This window comes from Paraburkholderia acidipaludis NBRC 101816 (assembly GCF_000684975.1).
GTDB classification, from domain to species: Bacteria; Pseudomonadota; Gammaproteobacteria; order Burkholderiales; family Burkholderiaceae; genus Paraburkholderia; species Paraburkholderia acidipaludis.
Window position 1 is genome coordinate 17,799 of the sequence record NZ_BAXZ01000002.1, and the last position, 14,534, is coordinate 32,332.

General features: G+C 66.0%; 16 protein-coding genes. 6 read left to right on the forward strand and 10 right to left on the reverse strand.

Annotated features, from left to right (window positions below):
- Positions 1-74: 74 nt before the first annotated feature.
- On the reverse strand, positions 75-1,064 hold the full coding sequence (locus BAC01S_RS01180; RefSeq protein WP_043200899.1) for a DNA-3-methyladenine glycosylase family protein: 990 nt from the start codon (positions 1,062-1,064) through the stop codon (positions 75-77).
- A 53-nt stretch (positions 1,065-1,117) separates the two neighbouring features.
- Complete coding sequence (ada, locus tag BAC01S_RS29925) at positions 1,118-2,308, reverse strand: bifunctional DNA-binding transcriptional regulator/O6-methylguanine-DNA methyltransferase Ada (RefSeq protein WP_043200782.1); 1,191 nt, start codon at positions 2,306-2,308, stop codon at positions 1,118-1,120.
- Positions 2,309-2,803: 495 nt separating this feature from the next.
- Between ada and BAC01S_RS01190 the strand changes: the two genes are divergently transcribed.
- Entirely contained in the window at positions 2,804-3,214 is a 411-nt protein-coding gene (locus BAC01S_RS01190) for a VOC family protein (RefSeq protein ID WP_027793124.1), read from the forward strand.
- A gap of 27 nt (positions 3,215-3,241) precedes the next feature.
- On the opposite strand, the gene BAC01S_RS01195 is transcribed toward BAC01S_RS01190, so the two are convergent.
- Together BAC01S_RS01195 and sap1 are read right to left on the reverse strand one after the other, a co-directional pair.
- Positions 3,242-3,796: a YaeQ family protein gene (locus tag BAC01S_RS01195; protein WP_027793125.1), complete on the reverse strand. Its 555-nt coding sequence runs from the start codon at positions 3,794-3,796 to the stop codon at positions 3,242-3,244.
- Between the two features lie 234 nt (positions 3,797-4,030).
- Positions 4,031-4,372, reverse strand: a complete 342-nt coding sequence (gene sap1, locus BAC01S_RS01200) for a surface attachment protein Sap1 (RefSeq protein ID WP_027793126.1) — start codon at positions 4,370-4,372, stop codon at positions 4,031-4,033.
- A gap of 527 nt (positions 4,373-4,899) precedes the next feature.
- On the opposite strand from sap1, the gene BAC01S_RS01205 reads away from it, so the two are divergent.
- The 3 genes from BAC01S_RS01205 to BAC01S_RS34280 all read left to right on the forward strand — a co-directional run bounded on the left by BAC01S_RS01205 (position 4,900) and on the right by BAC01S_RS34280 (position 6,086).
- Positions 4,900-5,526 carry a LysE family translocator gene (locus BAC01S_RS01205; protein WP_027793127.1) on the forward strand — a complete coding sequence of 209 codons (627 nt, stop codon included), beginning with the start codon at positions 4,900-4,902 and terminating at the stop codon, positions 5,524-5,526.
- 169 nt (positions 5,527-5,695) lie between these two features.
- Positions 5,696-5,857: a hypothetical protein gene (locus tag BAC01S_RS34970; RefSeq protein WP_027793128.1), complete on the forward strand. Its 162-nt coding sequence runs from the start codon at positions 5,696-5,698 to the stop codon at positions 5,855-5,857.
- A gap of 64 nt (positions 5,858-5,921) precedes the next feature.
- A complete protein-coding gene (locus BAC01S_RS34280) occupies positions 5,922-6,086 on the forward strand; it encodes an Ac45/VOA1 transmembrane domain-containing protein (protein ID WP_156954264.1) in 165 nt (54 codons plus the stop codon).
- Positions 6,087-6,140: 54 nt separating this feature from the next.
- Here the strand turns inward: BAC01S_RS34280 and BAC01S_RS29930 are convergent, their stop codons facing one another.
- Positions 6,141-7,163 carry a S1C family serine protease gene (locus BAC01S_RS29930; RefSeq protein ID WP_043200785.1) on the reverse strand — a complete coding sequence of 341 codons (1,023 nt, stop codon included), beginning with the start codon at positions 7,161-7,163 and terminating at the stop codon, positions 6,141-6,143.
- A 265-nt stretch (positions 7,164-7,428) separates the two neighbouring features.
- Positions 7,429-8,829 (reverse strand): tRNA uridine-5-carboxymethylaminomethyl(34) synthesis GTPase MnmE, encoded by a 1,401-nt coding sequence (gene mnmE, locus BAC01S_RS01230; RefSeq protein ID WP_027793130.1) that lies wholly within the window; start codon positions 8,827-8,829, stop codon positions 7,429-7,431.
- Between the two features lie 330 nt (positions 8,830-9,159).
- On the opposite strand from mnmE, the gene BAC01S_RS01235 reads away from it, so the two are divergent.
- On the forward strand, positions 9,160-9,579 hold the full coding sequence (locus BAC01S_RS01235; RefSeq protein ID WP_027793131.1) for a transcriptional regulator: 420 nt from the start codon (positions 9,160-9,162) through the stop codon (positions 9,577-9,579).
- Between the two features lie 126 nt (positions 9,580-9,705).
- Here the strand turns inward: BAC01S_RS01235 and yidC are convergent, their stop codons facing one another.
- From yidC to rpmH, 4 genes are all read right to left on the reverse strand, one after another.
- Entirely contained in the window at positions 9,706-11,382 is a 1,677-nt protein-coding gene (yidC, locus tag BAC01S_RS01240; protein ID WP_027793132.1) for a membrane protein insertase YidC, read from the reverse strand.
- A 30-nt stretch (positions 11,383-11,412) separates the two neighbouring features.
- The gene (gene yidD, locus BAC01S_RS33510) at positions 11,413-11,643 is read right to left on the reverse strand and encodes a membrane protein insertion efficiency factor YidD (protein ID WP_027793133.1); all 231 of its coding nucleotides are present in this window, start codon (positions 11,641-11,643) and stop codon (positions 11,413-11,415) included.
- A gap of 82 nt (positions 11,644-11,725) precedes the next feature.
- Positions 11,726-12,256, reverse strand: a complete 531-nt coding sequence (gene rnpA / locus BAC01S_RS29935; RefSeq protein ID WP_084168098.1) for a ribonuclease P protein component — start codon at positions 12,254-12,256, stop codon at positions 11,726-11,728.
- A 65-nt stretch (positions 12,257-12,321) separates the two neighbouring features.
- Positions 12,322-12,456, reverse strand: a complete 135-nt coding sequence (rpmH, locus tag BAC01S_RS33515; protein WP_026120950.1) for a 50S ribosomal protein L34 — start codon at positions 12,454-12,456, stop codon at positions 12,322-12,324.
- Positions 12,457-12,863: 407 nt separating this feature from the next.
- Here rpmH and dnaA point away from each other — a divergent pair, with 407 nt between their 5' ends.
- Entirely contained in the window at positions 12,864-14,474 is a 1,611-nt protein-coding gene (dnaA, locus tag BAC01S_RS01255) for a chromosomal replication initiator protein DnaA (protein WP_027793135.1), read from the forward strand.
- Positions 14,475-14,534: the final 60 nt, after the last annotated feature.

Sequence of the window (14,534 nt, forward strand, 5' to 3'; positions counted from 1 at the left end):
CAGCCGGCAATCTGCGTGCCGCTGCCGCCCCATGGTCAGCCGCGCCTGGCCGGTTTCGTCATACCGCCGGCGGCTCAACCGCCGCGCGCCGCGCCCGCGCGATCGGCGATTTCGTTCCACAGATGCATGGCCGCATACGCGCGCCACGGCCGCCATGCGTCGCTGCGCGCGCGCTGCTGCGTGGCGCGCACGAGCGCGGGGTCGCGGGCAGCGATGGCCTGCATCAGCACGAGGTCGGTGGCGGGCCAGGCATTCGCGTCGCGCCACGCGCGCATGGCGACGTATTCGACGGTCCAGGGGCCGATGCCGGGCAGGGCGAGGAGGGCTTCGCGCATCGCGTCGAGGTCGCGGGAGGCGTCTGGGGTCGCGCCTTGCGGTTCGGCCGTTTTCTTCAGGTCCCGTTCGATTACCGCCGCGCCGCTTGCCACGGCTGCGGCGAAGCCCTGCAGCGCGGCAACGCGTTTGCCCGGCATGCCGATGCCCGCGAGATCGGCGGCGGCGAGGTCGGCGGGCGCGGGGAAGCGCCACGCGGTGCCGCTATGCGGATGACCCTCGATGGGCTTGCCGACGCGCTGCACGAGGCGTCCGACGATCGTCGTGGCGGCCTTCACGCTGACCTGCTGGCCGACGATCGCGCGCACCACCAGCTCGAAGCCCGACCACGCGCCCGGCACGCGCAGGCCGGGCGCGGCAGCGACGAGCGGGGCGAGCCACGGATCCACCGCGAAGTGCGCGCTGATGGCGAGGGAGTCGGCCTGTACGTCGAACATGCGCGCGAGCGGCGCGGCAAGTGCGGCCGCATGCGCGCTCACCGGGCCTTCTACTTCGACGACAAGACAGCGCCGCCGCGGATGACGACGCACCGCGAGCGTGCCGCTGGCGCCGAGAAAATCGATGGCGCGGCGCCACGTGCCGTCCTCGACGGTTTCGACGCCCGGCGTCGCACGCCCGGCGAAAAAGCGCAGCAGGCGCGGCCAGTCGTAGGGGGCCCGGAACGGCAGTTCGAGCGTGGCGCCGGCGTTCTGGTTGACCTTGTTGGCTTCGCCGGTTTCCCCGGTCTCGATCAGGGCGTGCTCTCTGTCCTGGTCTCGGGTACGGATGCGCGGTTTGGCGTCGCTCAAGCGGTGGTCTCCGGCGCGTCTGCACGGGCAGGGCGCGGGCCGACGCGCGATGGGCGTGTCCGGGTCGCCGCGGCTTCGTCGGCCGACGGCGCGGTGCCGTGCCCCTCGCGGCCCTTCGCCTCCGCGTCGATCAACGCGGCCTTGCGGGCCAGCCCCCAGCGATAGCCCGCGAGCGAGCCGCCTTTTTGCACGACCCGATGGCATGGAATCGCGAGCGCCACGGGATTCGACGCACAGGCACTCGCCACCGCCCGTACCGCGCGCGGCGCACCGAGGCTTTCGGCGATCTGCGTATAGCTGCGCGTCTCGCCGTACGGAATGCGCTGGAGCGCCTCCCACACGCGCTGCTGGAACGCCGTCGGCGCGATGTCGAGCGGCAGGTCGAAGCGGTCGCGGCGGCCGTTCAGATAGGCATCGATCTGCGCGATGAACGGCGCGACGGCGGCGGCGTCTTCGATACGGTCGGCATTCGCGAAGTCGGCGGTGAGGCCGGCGGCCAGCGTGGCCGCGTCGTCGCCGAACGCGATCCGGCAGATGCCGCGGTCCGTGGCGGCGACGAGCACGATGCCAAGCGGCGTCGCCGCGCTCGCGTAGCGGATCGTCAGACCCGCGCCTTTGCGGCGATACGCCGACGGCGCCATGCCGAGCTCGGCCGGCACGCTCTCGTAAAGCCGCGAGGACGAGCCGAAACCCGCGTCGGCGCTGGCGCGCGTAACGTCCGCGCCTTGCGTGAGCGCCTCACGCAGGGCCGCGCCACGGCGGGCCGCCTGGTATTGGCGCGGCGAAACGCCGAGCATGCGCTTGAAAAGGCGCTGCAGGTGGAACGGGCTCAGGTGCACCGCATCGCTCAGCTCCGCGAGCGTCAGGCGCGCCTGCGGATCCGCATCGAGCGCGGCGCACGCGCGGCGCACGATTTCCAGCTCGCGCGGCAGCCCGCCCGGGCGGCAGCGCTTGCATTCGCGCAGGCCGGCGGCGCGGGCGGCGTCGGCATCGTCGAAGAAGAGGACGTTTTCCCGACGCGGCATCCGCGACGCGCACGACGGCCGGCAGAACACGCCGGTCGTCCGGACGCCGTAGAAGAACGCGCCGTCGGCAGTCGTGTTGCGCGTGGCGACGGCTTCCCAGCGTTCGGTGTCGGTGGCGAAGGCGGGTGCCGGGGCACGCAGCGGGGACGAAGCGGCAGTCATGACGTGACTCCAGGAATGAACGGTTTCGACGGTTCCAACTGTAGCCGCAGGGCAATGCCCTCGCGCGCCGGATCTTGCTCTGTCATTCCGGCGTCCGCCCGGCGTGCCGTACCGCGATTTGACCCTCTCTTTCGTCCCGGTTTTGAGTCCCGCTTTGAGCCCGGCTTTGAGCCTGGTCGCTGCGCACGGCATTGGTGCGACAAAACGGCATCATTGCGGGTTTTCCCTTAAAAAGTTGTTGCGTCGCGTCAGGCGGCTGTGTATAGTGGTTCCTGTCTCCTCCATGTCTCCTCCTGATATGGATTAAGCCCGCTCACAGTAGCGGGCTTTTTTTCGTCCCGCGATTCTTCGTCGCGCTGTTCTCCCGCTTGTTTCCGTTGGCTTCCGATTGTCCGCCTCTTTTCGCGCCCGCGCCGCTCGTGGCACGCACGCCGACCCGCTTGTGTACGATGCAGTCGAAACCACCATCGCCATTGCGGCCGGGAGGGGCGCATCATGCAGATCCAGATCCGCGAAATCGATCATGTGGTCATCCGCGCCGCCGACCTTGCGGCGCTCACGCGCTTCTATTGCGACGTGCTTGGCTGCCGGGTGGAGCGGGAGCAGCGCGAGCTGGGGCTCGTGCAGTTGCGCGCCGGGCGCTCGCTGATCGATCTTGCGGCGATTGGCGGCCCGCTCGATCGCGAGTCCGGCAGGGGCGACCCGGCGGGCCGGAACATGGATCACCTGTGCCTGCGCGTCGAGCCGTTCGACGGCGACGCTCTCAAGGCCCATCTGGAATCGCTCGGCGCGCGGCCGGGCGAGGTGGTGGAACGCTACGGCGCAGATGGCCTGGGGCCTTCGCTTTATCTTTTCGACCCGGAAGGCAATATGGTGGAGCTGAAAGGCCCGCCGGCGTCTCCCTGAACCTTGGGCCGGGCGGCGGGCTTCGTTTCAGACTTTCTCGGGCGCTTTGAGCACGGCCCACTCGACGGCTACGGGCTCACTGCTGCCGTTGCCGATCCACGCGGCGCCGTCCTGCACCGTGCACTGCAGGCGCATGGTGCGCTCGGTGAGCTTGCCGAGCGCCTCGGCCACGCCTTCCGCGAGCGTCCAGACGGTCACATTGCGCAAGCGCTCGACCTTGCCGCGCACGCCCTGCCACCAGATGTCCGAGCCGCGGCCGCCATAGGCGATCACGACGACCTCTTCGGCGCGCCCGCTGGCTTTCGCGATGCGCCGTTCGTCGGGCTGACCGACTTCGATCCATGTTTCGATCGCGCCCGTATAGTCCTTGCGCCAGAGATCCGGTTCGTCGGTATCGGAGAGCCCTTTGCAGAACTCCAGACGCTCGTGCGCGAACAACGCGAAGGCGGCAATGCGGACCATCATCCGCTCGTCGGTTTCGGACGGGTGGCAGGCGATCGTCAGCGCATGGTCGGCGTAATAGTGCCGGTCCATGTCCGCAATCTGCAGTTCCGCCTTGAAGATGGTCGATTTGAGTGCCATGCCGATTCCCGGGCCGCGCAAAAGCCGCACATGATAGCGAAGTTTCAGCGAGCAAGTGGCATGCCGATAGCGCGCGGGCGCGCCGTGCTCAGGCGGATAATGGGTCGGGAAGGTGACGGCGGTTTGACAGCGGGTGGGGCAGCGGCGCTCGTCCGCTTCGTTCGCAGGCCTGAAAATGCCGCGGCCCGGCGAGCCTGTGCCGGGTCGTGCAAGGCGAGTCGCGCTGGACGCGCGTCACTGCCTGATGAAGCGGTCGCTGGTCCAGAGGCCCTGCTGGTCGGTATTGGCGGCGTTCACGAATTCGACGTCGTGACCGACCACGCGCACCACGCGAAACGACTGATTATCGGGTGTCGAGATGCACTGGAAGCCTGAGAAGAACTCCTGCATCTGCTGCTGCTCACCGGCCTGCTCATGCTGGGCGACAGCGTCGAGATTGTCTTTCGACAAACAGCCATAGGAGCCCGGCTTGAACTGCACGGTTTGCTGCGGCTTGATGGTGGCGTCCTGAGCGAGCGCGGATGCGGTGCACAACAGACCTGCCGTGGCGATAACGATCGCGGTTAGCATTTTCATGTTCTGCCTCCTGCGTGAAATTACTCAGGTTAGCTATGTATTTAACTTCCACCTCGAACACGCGTTTTTCAATCTAGAGGAACGCGATGAGACTTCAAGAACAACTCGTGTGCGACTGCAACAGCGGCAAGTTGCCGCCGGCAATGCGCGGCATGCCGCAGCGGGAAAGCAGGCCTGCCTCGCGGCGCTCACCGGGAGAATAGCGAGCAATCCGAAACGTTCGGACAGGCTGCCGACCCTGCCAGACAAGGCACGCCCCCTTCAGCCGGATTAATCGGTCGAAAAACCGCCGACGAATTAAACTGTTTAATACAACGCCCCGAGCCGATGACGCGGCGCACATAAAGTCACAATCGAGTCGCTATCGATCCGATTGGAAAATGGCGATTAATTCGTCGACTGCAGAACAAAATCGATGCCAGCTTGCAGCGCGGGTACCGTGCTGCTCAACGGACGAACGCCACCAGGATGTCTTGCGCGCTGCGGCACTTCGTGGATAAATCGGATTTCCTTCTGGAGAAACCCTCATGACTCTCGCACACTGGCTGCCGTTCGCGATCGCCTCGGCCATCCTTGTCGCCATTCCCGGGCCTACCGTCCTGCTGGTCGTCTCTTACGCGCTAGGGCATGGCCGACGCTATGCGCTCGCGACCACGGCGGGTGTCGCGCTGGGCGACTTCACGGCGATGACGGCCTCGATGCTCGGGCTGGGCGTGATCCTCGCGGCCTCGGCGGCGCTCTTTTCGATGCTCAAGTGGATCGGCGCGGCCTACCTGATTTACCTGGGCATCAAGCTCTGGCGCGCGCCCGTGATGGACGCCGATGCGCCCGACACGTCCGAGACGCGCACCGGCCGCATCTTTGCGCACGCCTATGCGGTCACGGCGCTCAACCCGAAGAGCATCATCTTCTTCGTGGCGTTCGTGCCGCAGTTCATCGATCCCCATATGGCGGCGCTGCCGCAGATCGTCGTCTTCGAAGCGACGTTTCTCGCGCTCGCGACGCTCAACGCGTTTGGCTATGCCATGCTCGCGGCCGCCGCGCGCAAAGCGGTGCGCAACCCGCGCGTGCAGCGCGCCGTCAACCGCACGGGCGGGTCGTTGCTGATTGGCGCCGGACTGTTCGCCGCGGCGTGGAAAAAGACCGCCACTTGAGGTTGGGAACGCTGACAAGCGGCGCCAGGTGCGGCAGGCATGGGCTCTGCGATATCCGTAGCCAGAGCGAGTGCGTGGGTCACAATGCAAGTGAGTACTCGCAAACAGTGCAAGCTGTCGCGTAACGGCTACAATAGAAACGCAACCGCTTGACAACCAGGAGGTTATCGTGATCGAACACGTAATACTGGGCGCGTTTCTGGTGATTCCCCTTGTGATCGTCGTCTTCCTGTTTTCGGACGAGATTCTCGAGGAGCACAGGCAGCGCGTGGAAGCGGGAGCAACGCATATCGACTGGCGCCATCCGCTGCGCAGCATCCTTCACCACTGAAGGATGCCGTCCGGGCGCGACGCACCCCGGAGACACGATGACGCGTTGAACCGAGGAGGCACTCGTGGAAGCCGAGTTCCCCTGGATGACGTACTTCGTCTCGCTCTTCGTGCTGGTGGTGCTGTCGATCGCCTTGAGCCTGCTCTCGCCTTCTCGTGGCCACCGGTACGGCCCGGATACGCCGCATGATGGCGCCAGGCAGCAGCACGACGGTGAGCGCGGGCCTTAAGTGGGCGCTGAGCGCGCTACGCCGTTCCCTTTTGCTTTCCCTCCCGGCGCAGTCTCAGCCCGTCTGCTCGATGGGCGTGACGCGCAACGTGAACTTGCGCGTGAGCCGGATGACGTCGATCTCCACTTCCCGGCCGATACGCGAGGCGTCCAGCAGACGCTGCAGCGCGTCGATGCCGTCCACCGGCACGCCGTCGATGGCGACGATCGTATCGTCCACGCGCAGGTCGCCGAGCGCGGCGGGGCTCTCCTTCACGACTTCCATGACCCGCACGGCGCTCGCCGCCCCCAGATCGAAGTAGCGCTGCACCTTGCGCGCAAGCGGGACGCTGGTGCCCGCGATACCCACGTACGCACGTCGTACCCGGCCGTGGGCGAAGAGCTGCGTGATGACCCATTTGGCCGTGTCGATGGCTGTCGCGAAGCAAATGGCCTGAGCACCCGGAATGATCGCCGTGTTCACGCCGATCACCTGTCCGGCCGAGTTGACGAGCGGTCCGCCCGAGTTACCGGGGTTGAGCGCGGCGTCGGTCTGGATCACGTCGTAGATCATGCGGCCCGAGTCCGAGCGCAGCGAGCGCCCGAGCGCCGACACCACCCCGGTCGTCACCGTCTGCGCAAGACCCAGCGGACTGCCGACCGCAATGGCAATCTGCCCGGCCCGCAGCTTTGCCGACTCGCCGAGTTCGGCGTGCGGCAGCGCCTCGGTCGCGCCGATACGCAGCACGGCCAGATCGGTGCTCGGATCGTCACCGACGAGGTCCGCCGCGTAGGTCGCGCCATCCGCGAGCGTCACGCGCAGGCGGCTCGCGCCATGCACCACATGGCTGTTGGTCAGCAGATAGCCGTCCGGCGTGAAAAGAAAGCCCGAGCCGCTGCCGCCTCGCGCGTGGGCGTTGCCTGCCGCGCGGCGTTCGACGGCAATGAAGGCGACGGCAGGCTGCACGCGCTCGAGCGCACCGATCACGGTGCGCGAATAAGCATCGAGGAGGGTGTCGTCGTCAGGATCTGCTCGCGGAGCAGGGCCGTCGGCGGCGACGCGAGACAGATCGTCGATAAAGGAAGGACGGCGCCCCATGATCAGATTTCTCCGATGGAAAGTGCACGGTACATGCAGGGGGCGCAGGACGTTTTCAAGAGGAGCGGGGAGCGCGCCGGAAAGGTTAACAATTGTCAAAAGCGCGCTTGTCCCGTTGAAGGCCGCTACGCGAGCCATGAGAATGAGACGGCGGCGACGTCCCCTCGCGCCGCGTAGTAGTGGCAAGCTCTTTAGCCGCGGCGTCGCCGCGGCTTTTTTTGTTGGTGTGTGATGCGCGTGTCGAGCCGGGTGCCTTGGCCGCCACTCACTTGCCGATGCAAAACCGGCTAAAAATCACCCCCAGCAAGTCATCGGAAGTGAATTCCCCGGTAATCGAATTGAGCGCTTCCTGCGCAAGCCTCAGCTCCTCGGCAAAGAGATCGAGCGACTGCGCATTCTGCTCGGCATGCGCGGCCGCGTGCGCCAGATGTTCGCGCGCCTCGCGCAACGCGATCAGGTGACGTTCGCGCGCGAGATACACGCTCTGCGCGTCGGCCTGCCAGCCCGCGATGCGCAGCAATTCCGCGCGCAAGAGCGCGATGCCGTCTCCCTGCTTCGCCGATAGCCGCACTTCGCGCAACTCCCCGCCGTCGGGCAGGGCAAGCGCGCCAGCCGCCGGTGCCACGCCCGTCAGATCGGTCTTGTTCAGCACGCGCACCACCGGCACACCGGCCGGAAAGCGCGCCGCGATCGTCTCGTCTTCCGCGTTCATGCCCGTGCGCGCGTCGAGCAGGTGCAGCACCACATCGGCGCGCCCGATCTCGCTCCACGTTCGCTCGATGCCGATCTTCTCGACTTCGTCTTCCGTGTCGCGCAGGCCCGCCGTGTCGATCACGTGCAGCGGAATGCCTTCGATCTGGATCGTCTGGGAAATCTTGTCGCGCGTCGTGCCCGCCACCGGCGTCACGATCGCAAGCTCCGCGCCGGCAAGCGCGTTCAGCAGCGACGACTTGCCGACGTTCGGCTGCCCCGCGAGCACCACCGCGAGGCCTTCGCGCAAGAGCGCACCCTGACGCGCCTCCGCGAGCACATGATCGAGCTGTGCGCGGATGCTGGCGAGCTTGCCGCGCGCGTCGGCGGCTTCGAGAAAGTCGATCTCCTCTTCGGGGAAGTCGAGCGTCGCTTCCACGAGCATGCGCAGCGTGACCACGTCGTCGACGAGCGCGTGGATGTCGCGCGAAAACGCGCCTTCGAGCGAGCGGCCCGCCGAGCGCACGGCGGCTTCCGTACTCGCCTCGATCAGGTCGGCGACAGCTTCGGCCTGCGCGAGGTCGAGCTTGTCGTTGAGGAACGCACGGCGCGTGAATTCGCCCGGCTCGGCAAGCCGCAGGCCGAATGCGCGTCCTGCCTCGATGCAGCGTTGCAGCACGAGTTGCAGCACGATCGGACCGCCATGGCCCTGCAGTTCGACGACGTGCTCGCCGGTGTAGGAGTGCGGCGCGGGGAAATAAAGCGCGATGCCGCGATCCAGCGCTTCGCCATTGCCGTCGAGGAACGGCACGTAGCTCGCGTGACGCGGCGCGAGCATCTGGCCGGTCAGGGCCTGCATCAGCGTTTCGACGGCGGCCGCGCCGGCGCGGCCGGCCGACACGCGCACGACGCCAATTCCGCCGCGTCCGGGTGCTGTGGCAATGGCGACGATGGGATCGGAATCGGTGGCGAGCATGGCGGACTGAAACGGTGAGGAGCGACGCGCCGACGGCCGGCGCAAAGTGCGTGGCATTGTATCGCGGCCCTGGAGGGGCTTTGGGCCGCCGGACTTCCAGGTCGGATCCCGATTTATCTCTAATTAGATAAGATTGATCCTACCCTTATCCGCCGGATATCCGGGTGAAATAGGCGATAAATCCGTCAGACAAAGGGATCCGCTGGGCGCCTCCCCGGTAACAAGCAGGCTCGAATCCGTGCTCCGGATGAGTCATTTATAGCTTAATTACGCTAAATATGACGTGAATGGTTGTCTTCTTCTTCGAAAGTCGATTGCACAATCCCGGTCATGCCGACCCCCGAAGAAAAAGCCGCCTTTTCAGAACGTCTGAGGTTCGCGATGAAGCGCGCACCCGAGAAACTGCGTGGCAGCACCGACCTCGCCCTGCACTTCAACCTGCGTCATCACGGCGAGCATCCCGTCTCTCCGCAGACCGCGCACAAGTGGCTGAGCGGCCGCACCATTCCCACCGACGACAAGCTTCGCACCTTGGCCGAGTGGTTCAAGATCGATGTCCACTGGCTGCATTACGGTCCTCCGCCGGCTGGGTCGGCGCCGGTGCCCAAGCCTATCCGCCGCGACGAGCAATATCCGCTTTCGCCGGAGTCGATCGAACTCGCGTCGAAGATCGAGGCACTGAGCCCTCATCACCGTTATCTGGTTCAGGAACTGATTGCCGAGTTCTACGGCGACGCCGAACGGCGCTGATGCGCGTCAATAGCTGATCATCGCACCAAAGAAAAAAGCCGCCCGGCTCAAACCGGGCGGCTTTGTTTTTCATGGCTGCTGCACAAGGCAGCACGGCCGGCGTTATCGCCGCCCGCGCGAGTGTCTTTAGCTCACCTTGGCCTGGCTGCGCCCCTTGCCCATCATGCGCGTGATGTAGTACTGCTGCGCGATCGAGAGCACGTTGTTGACGACGTAGTACAGCACGAGGCCCGCCGGGAAGAAGAAGAACATGGCCGAGAACGCGAGCGGCATGAACATCATCATCTTGGCCTGGACGGGGTCCGGCGGCGTGGGGTTCAGGCGGGTCTGCACGAACATCGAGACGGCCATCAGCACCGGCAGGATGAAGAACGGATCCTGTTGCGAAAGGTCGTGGATCCAGAGAATCCACGGCGCGCCGCGCATTTCCACCGAGGAGAGCAGCACCCAGTACAGCGAGATGAACACCGGAATCTGGATCACCACCGGCAGGCAGCCGCCGAACGGGTTCACCTTCTCGGTCTTGTAGAGCTCCATGAGCGCCGCGTTCATCTTCTGCGGGTCGCTCTTGAAGCGCTCGCGCAGCGCCTGCATGCGCGGCGTGATTTCCTTCATGCGCGCCATCGACTTGTAGCTGGCCGCCGAAAGCGGGAAGAACACGGCCTTGATGAGCAGCGTGAGCAGCACGATCGCCCAGCCCCAGTTGCCCACGAAGCTGTGGATTTTTTCGAGCAGCCAGAAGAGCGGCTTGGCGATGATCGTGACCCAGCCGTAGTCCTTCACGAGTTCGAGACCCGGCGCCACGCCTTCGAGCATGCGCTCTTCTTCCGGACCGGCGAAGAGGTGTGCCTGCACGTTGTCGGTCGCACCCGGCGCGATCGTGCCGAGCGGCTGCTTGACGCCCACGCGGTAGAGGTCGTTGTCGAACTTCTCGACGTAGATGTCGCGCTTCGCACCCTGCTGCGGAATCCATGCGGTCGCGAAGTAGTGCTGCACCATCGCGACCCAGCCGTTGTCGGCCTGGCTCACGTAGTCGGCCTTGTTCTTGTCGATGTCGCCGAAGGTGATCTTCTGGAAGTGGTGCTCGTTCGAGTACACCGCCGGCCCGATGAAGGTGTGCGAGAAGCGCGGCGTTTCCACCGGCTGGCTGTCGCGCACGAGCTCCATGTAGAGCGTGGGCGAGACCGGCGTGCTGCCGACGTTCTGCACCTTCGTATCCACTCCGATCACGTAGCTGCCTTTCGTGAACGTGTAGGTCTTCGTGACCTTCACGCCGCCCTTTTCGGGCGAATCCAGGCTGATCTGGAGCGAGCTGGCGTCGCCCGTCAGGTCGCGCGGGCCGGCCACTGGCGTGAACACGTCGGTGTGGTTCGGGAAGTCGCCGCCAAGGAGCCCCGTGCGCGCGAGGTACGTGTGGTCCTTCGTGTGGTCGAAGAGCGTCACGTACTGGTCGGGCTTGTTGCCGTCGCTTTCCTGCACGAGCGAGAGCTTCACGAGCGTGCCGCCGCGCGTGTCGATCTCGCCGTCGTAGACGTCGGTGTGGAAGTGCACGAGCTGCGCAGCGGCTTCGGCCGGCTGGGCCGTGCCCGCCGGCGCCTGGCCCGCGGCGGCGGCCGGCAGGTCGGAAGCGGCGCCCGAAGCGCCCGTGGTACCGGCCTCAGGCGTCGCGCTGGCGGCGCCTTGGGTTTGCGTCGCGCTCGGGAAGAACATCGACGGGCGTCCATGGTCGCGTTGCCAGTTGTCGTACAGCATGACAGCTGACACGAAGAAGATGACCCATAGGACGGTGCGTTTGATATCCATGCGTGGTCTCAGTGTCGATGGAATGGCGCATCAGCGCTTGTTCGGGGTAACAGGCGGAACCGGATCGAAGCCGCCCGCGCTAAACGGGTGGCAGCGGCACAGCCGCCGCGCGGCGAGGTAAGTCCCGCGCGCGGCGCCATGATACTGGATTGCCTCGCGTGCGTAATCCGAACAGGAAGGATAAAAACGGCAGCGGCTGCCGAGCAGGGGGCTCACGGCCAGCTTGTAGAAACGCAGTAATGCGATCAGTACCGTTTGCATGGCGTGGCGGCCGGACTGCGCCGCTCCGAAGGACGAACGTCTTGCCGCGCGCGCGGCGGGTTGCCGGGCTTGCGCGCGCTACTCATGATGCGGACGGCGCGCCAGTGCCAGGAAGCGGCGGCGTGCCGGCCTTCTCCGCCGGCGCCGCCACTGCTTGCGCGCCTTGCGGCGCCTCTGCCTGCGGCACGGCGCTGCGGCGTGCGACTTCGCGCGCGGCCTTGCCGAGCAGCATCTCGATCTCGTCGCGGCACAGCGCCTTGAGCGGTGGCGACGACGCGCCCGGCAGCGCCTTGCGGTCGAACTTCGTATGCAGGCGCAGCAGCAGGTCGAAGCCTTCGAACTGCGCGCGCCGCACCCGGAACGCCTCGCGCGCGATACGGCGCACGAGGTTGCGCGTGACCGCGCGCGGCGCGTACTTCTTGCCGATCACGAGGCCAAGCCGCGCAGCGCCGCCTGTCGGCCGGCCGTACACGACGAAATGTGCCGAGCGGCGCCATGGGCGCAAACGAAAAACGGATGAGAACTCATCCGTTTTCAGTAGCCTTGCGGCTTTCGGGAAAGCGGCCGGCTCCGGCGACGAAAGTGGGTGCTTATCGTCTGCCATGTCCGCCATGCCTGCTTTCGCTGCGAGCGCGCGCGGCGCTGCGGGTGGGTTCGCCGACGGCGAGCCTGCGCAACTTAGACGGCGAGACGCTTGCGACCCTTCGCACGGCGTGCGTTGATCACTTTGCGGCCACCGGCGGTCTTCATGCGCACGCGGAAACCGTGGGTACGCTTGCGACGGGTAACGGAAGGTTGGAAAGTACGTTTCATGTTGCTCTCACTTGTTGAGTTTGACCGCGGCGAGCATCGCGGAAAAAAGCAATGGCCGGTGGTACGAGGGATTGGTTTTCGCGGAACCCGCTATTTAAGCCTGATTTTTGTTAGCCGTCAATAGGTTAGGGCATCGGAGCGCGCGGGCGCCGCTCGGCGGGGCACCGCTCCTTGCGATGATCCGTCCCTGTGGATAACTTCCTGGCCAGGCTATTTCGGCGTTAGAATCTCGCCTATCCCAAGAATCCTGCATGCCTCTCCGGCCCGCCTGCCAGCCGCAAAACCCTTGCCGCGCGGGCGTCCGGAGCATTTGTCGTCGGCCCTCAGGGCCTCGCCGCGCCGGTTTCCTGGTGCAGCAAGAGCGGCGCGGCGGCAACGCGTGCAGACAAAACGAACACAGCAACTCGATGAACGAATTCTGGCAACACTGTTCCGCACTACTGGAGCGCGAGCTGACGCCCCAGCAGTACGTGACGTGGATTAAACCGTTGGCCCCGGTTGCCTTCGACGCTGCTGCGAACACGCTGCAGATCGCCGCTCCCAACCGCTTCAAGCTCGACTGGGTCAAAAGCCAGTTTTCGGGACGGATCTCCGATCTGGCCCGCGATTTCTGGCAGGCTCCGGTCGACGTCCAGTTCGTCCTCGATCCGAAGGCCGGCATGCGTGCGCCGGCCGCTGCCGCCCCCCGGGCGCCTCTCGCAGGCGCGCCCGGCGCCGCCGAACCCGTTGCCTCGGTTGCCCCCGGCGCGAGTCTGTCCGCAGGGCTTGCCGCCAGCCTCGCGGGCCATGCAGGTCATGCAGGTATCACGCAGCCGCAGCAGGCCGCCGCCGCTCCGTCGGCCCAGACCGTTCATGCCGGCGCGGCGGACGCCAGCGACGCCGATCTCGACCTCCCGAGCCTCGACGCAAACGAAGCCGCCGCCGGCCGCCGCACATGGCGTCCGGGTCAGGGTGCAGCCGCCGCCGCCTCGAGCAGCGAGGCCGATCCGACCTACGAGCGCTCGAAGCTGAACCCGGTGCTCACGTTCGACAACTTCGTTACCGGCAAGGCGAACCAGCTCGCCCGCGCGGCGGCGATCCAGGTGGCCGACAACCCCGGCATCTCGTACAACCCGCTGTTCCTCTACGGCGGCGTGGGCCTCGGCAAGACCCACCTGATCCACGCGATCGGCAACCAGCTCCTGCTCGACAAGCCGGGCGCGCGCATCCGCTACATCCACGCGGAGCAGTACGTATCGGACGTGGTGAAGGCCTACCAGCGCAAGGCGTTCGACGACTTCAAGCGCTACTACCACTCGCTCGACCTGCTGCTGATCGACGATATTCAGTTCTTCTCGGGCAAGTCGCGCACGCAGGAAGAATTCTTCTACGCATTCGAGGCGCTCGTCGCCAACAAGGCGCAGGTCATCATCACGAGCGATACGTACCCGAAGGAAATCTCGGGTATCGACGACCGCCTGATCTCGCGCTTCGACTCGGGCCTGACGGTGGCGATCGAGCCGCCCGAGCTGGAAATGCGCGTCGCGATCCTGATGCGCAAGGCGCAGTCCGAGGGCGTGAGCCTGAACGAGGACGTCGCGTTTTTCGTGGCCAAGCACCTGCGCTCGAACGTGCGCGAGCTGGAAGGCGCGCTGCGCAAGATCCTCGCGTATTCGAAGTTCCACGGCCGCGAGATCTCGATCGAGCTGACGAGGGAAGCGCTCAAGGATCTGCTGACGGTGCAGAACCGCCAGATTTCGGTCGAGAACATCCAGAAGACCGTCGCCGACTTTTACAGCATCAAGGTCGCCGACATGTATTCGAAGAAGCGTCCCGCGAACATCGCGCGACCGCGCCAGATTGCGATGTACCTCGCGAAGGAGCTCACGCAGAAGAGCCTGCCGGAAATCGGCGAGCTGTTCGGCGGCCGCGACCACACGACGGTGCTGCACGCGGTGCGCAAGATCGCGGACGAGCGCGGCAAGGACGCCCAGCTCAACCACGAACTGCACGTCCTCGAGCAGACGCTCAAGGGCTAGGGCGCGGATTGGGTCGCCCGTGCGGCCCGAAGCGGGGGCTCACCCGCGCGGCAACCCCGG

Bases quoted from the DNA above. Each gene is read 5' to 3' on its own strand.
- ada (WP_043200782.1), bottom strand. From the start codon at position 2,308: ATGACTGCCGCTTCGTCCCCGCTGCGTGCCCCGGCACCCGCCTTCGCC.
- BAC01S_RS01190 (WP_027793124.1), top strand. From the start codon at position 2,804: ATGCAGATCCAGATCCGCGAAATCGATCATGTGGTCATCCGCGCCGCC.
- BAC01S_RS01195 (WP_027793125.1), bottom strand. From the start codon at position 3,796: ATGGCACTCAAATCGACCATCTTCAAGGCGGAACTGCAGATTGCGGAC.
- sap1 (WP_027793126.1), bottom strand. From the start codon at position 4,372: ATGAAAATGCTAACCGCGATCGTTATCGCCACGGCAGGTCTGTTGTGC.
- BAC01S_RS01205 (WP_027793127.1), top strand. From the start codon at position 4,900: ATGACTCTCGCACACTGGCTGCCGTTCGCGATCGCCTCGGCCATCCTT.
- BAC01S_RS29930 (WP_043200785.1), bottom strand. From the start codon at position 7,163: ATGGGGCGCCGTCCTTCCTTTATCGACGATCTGTCTCGCGTCGCCGCC.
- mnmE (WP_027793130.1), bottom strand. From the start codon at position 8,829: ATGCTCGCCACCGATTCCGATCCCATCGTCGCCATTGCCACAGCACCC.
- BAC01S_RS01235 (WP_027793131.1), top strand. From the start codon at position 9,160: ATGCCGACCCCCGAAGAAAAAGCCGCCTTTTCAGAACGTCTGAGGTTC.
- yidC (WP_027793132.1), bottom strand. From the start codon at position 11,382: ATGGATATCAAACGCACCGTCCTATGGGTCATCTTCTTCGTGTCAGCT.
- yidD (WP_027793133.1), bottom strand. From the start codon at position 11,643: ATGCAAACGGTACTGATCGCATTACTGCGTTTCTACAAGCTGGCCGTG.
- rnpA (WP_084168098.1), bottom strand. From the start codon at position 12,256: ATGGCGGACATGGCAGACGATAAGCACCCACTTTCGTCGCCGGAGCCG.
- rpmH (WP_026120950.1), bottom strand. From the start codon at position 12,456: ATGAAACGTACTTTCCAACCTTCCGTTACCCGTCGCAAGCGTACCCAC.
- dnaA (WP_027793135.1), top strand. From the start codon at position 12,864: ATGAACGAATTCTGGCAACACTGTTCCGCACTACTGGAGCGCGAGCTG.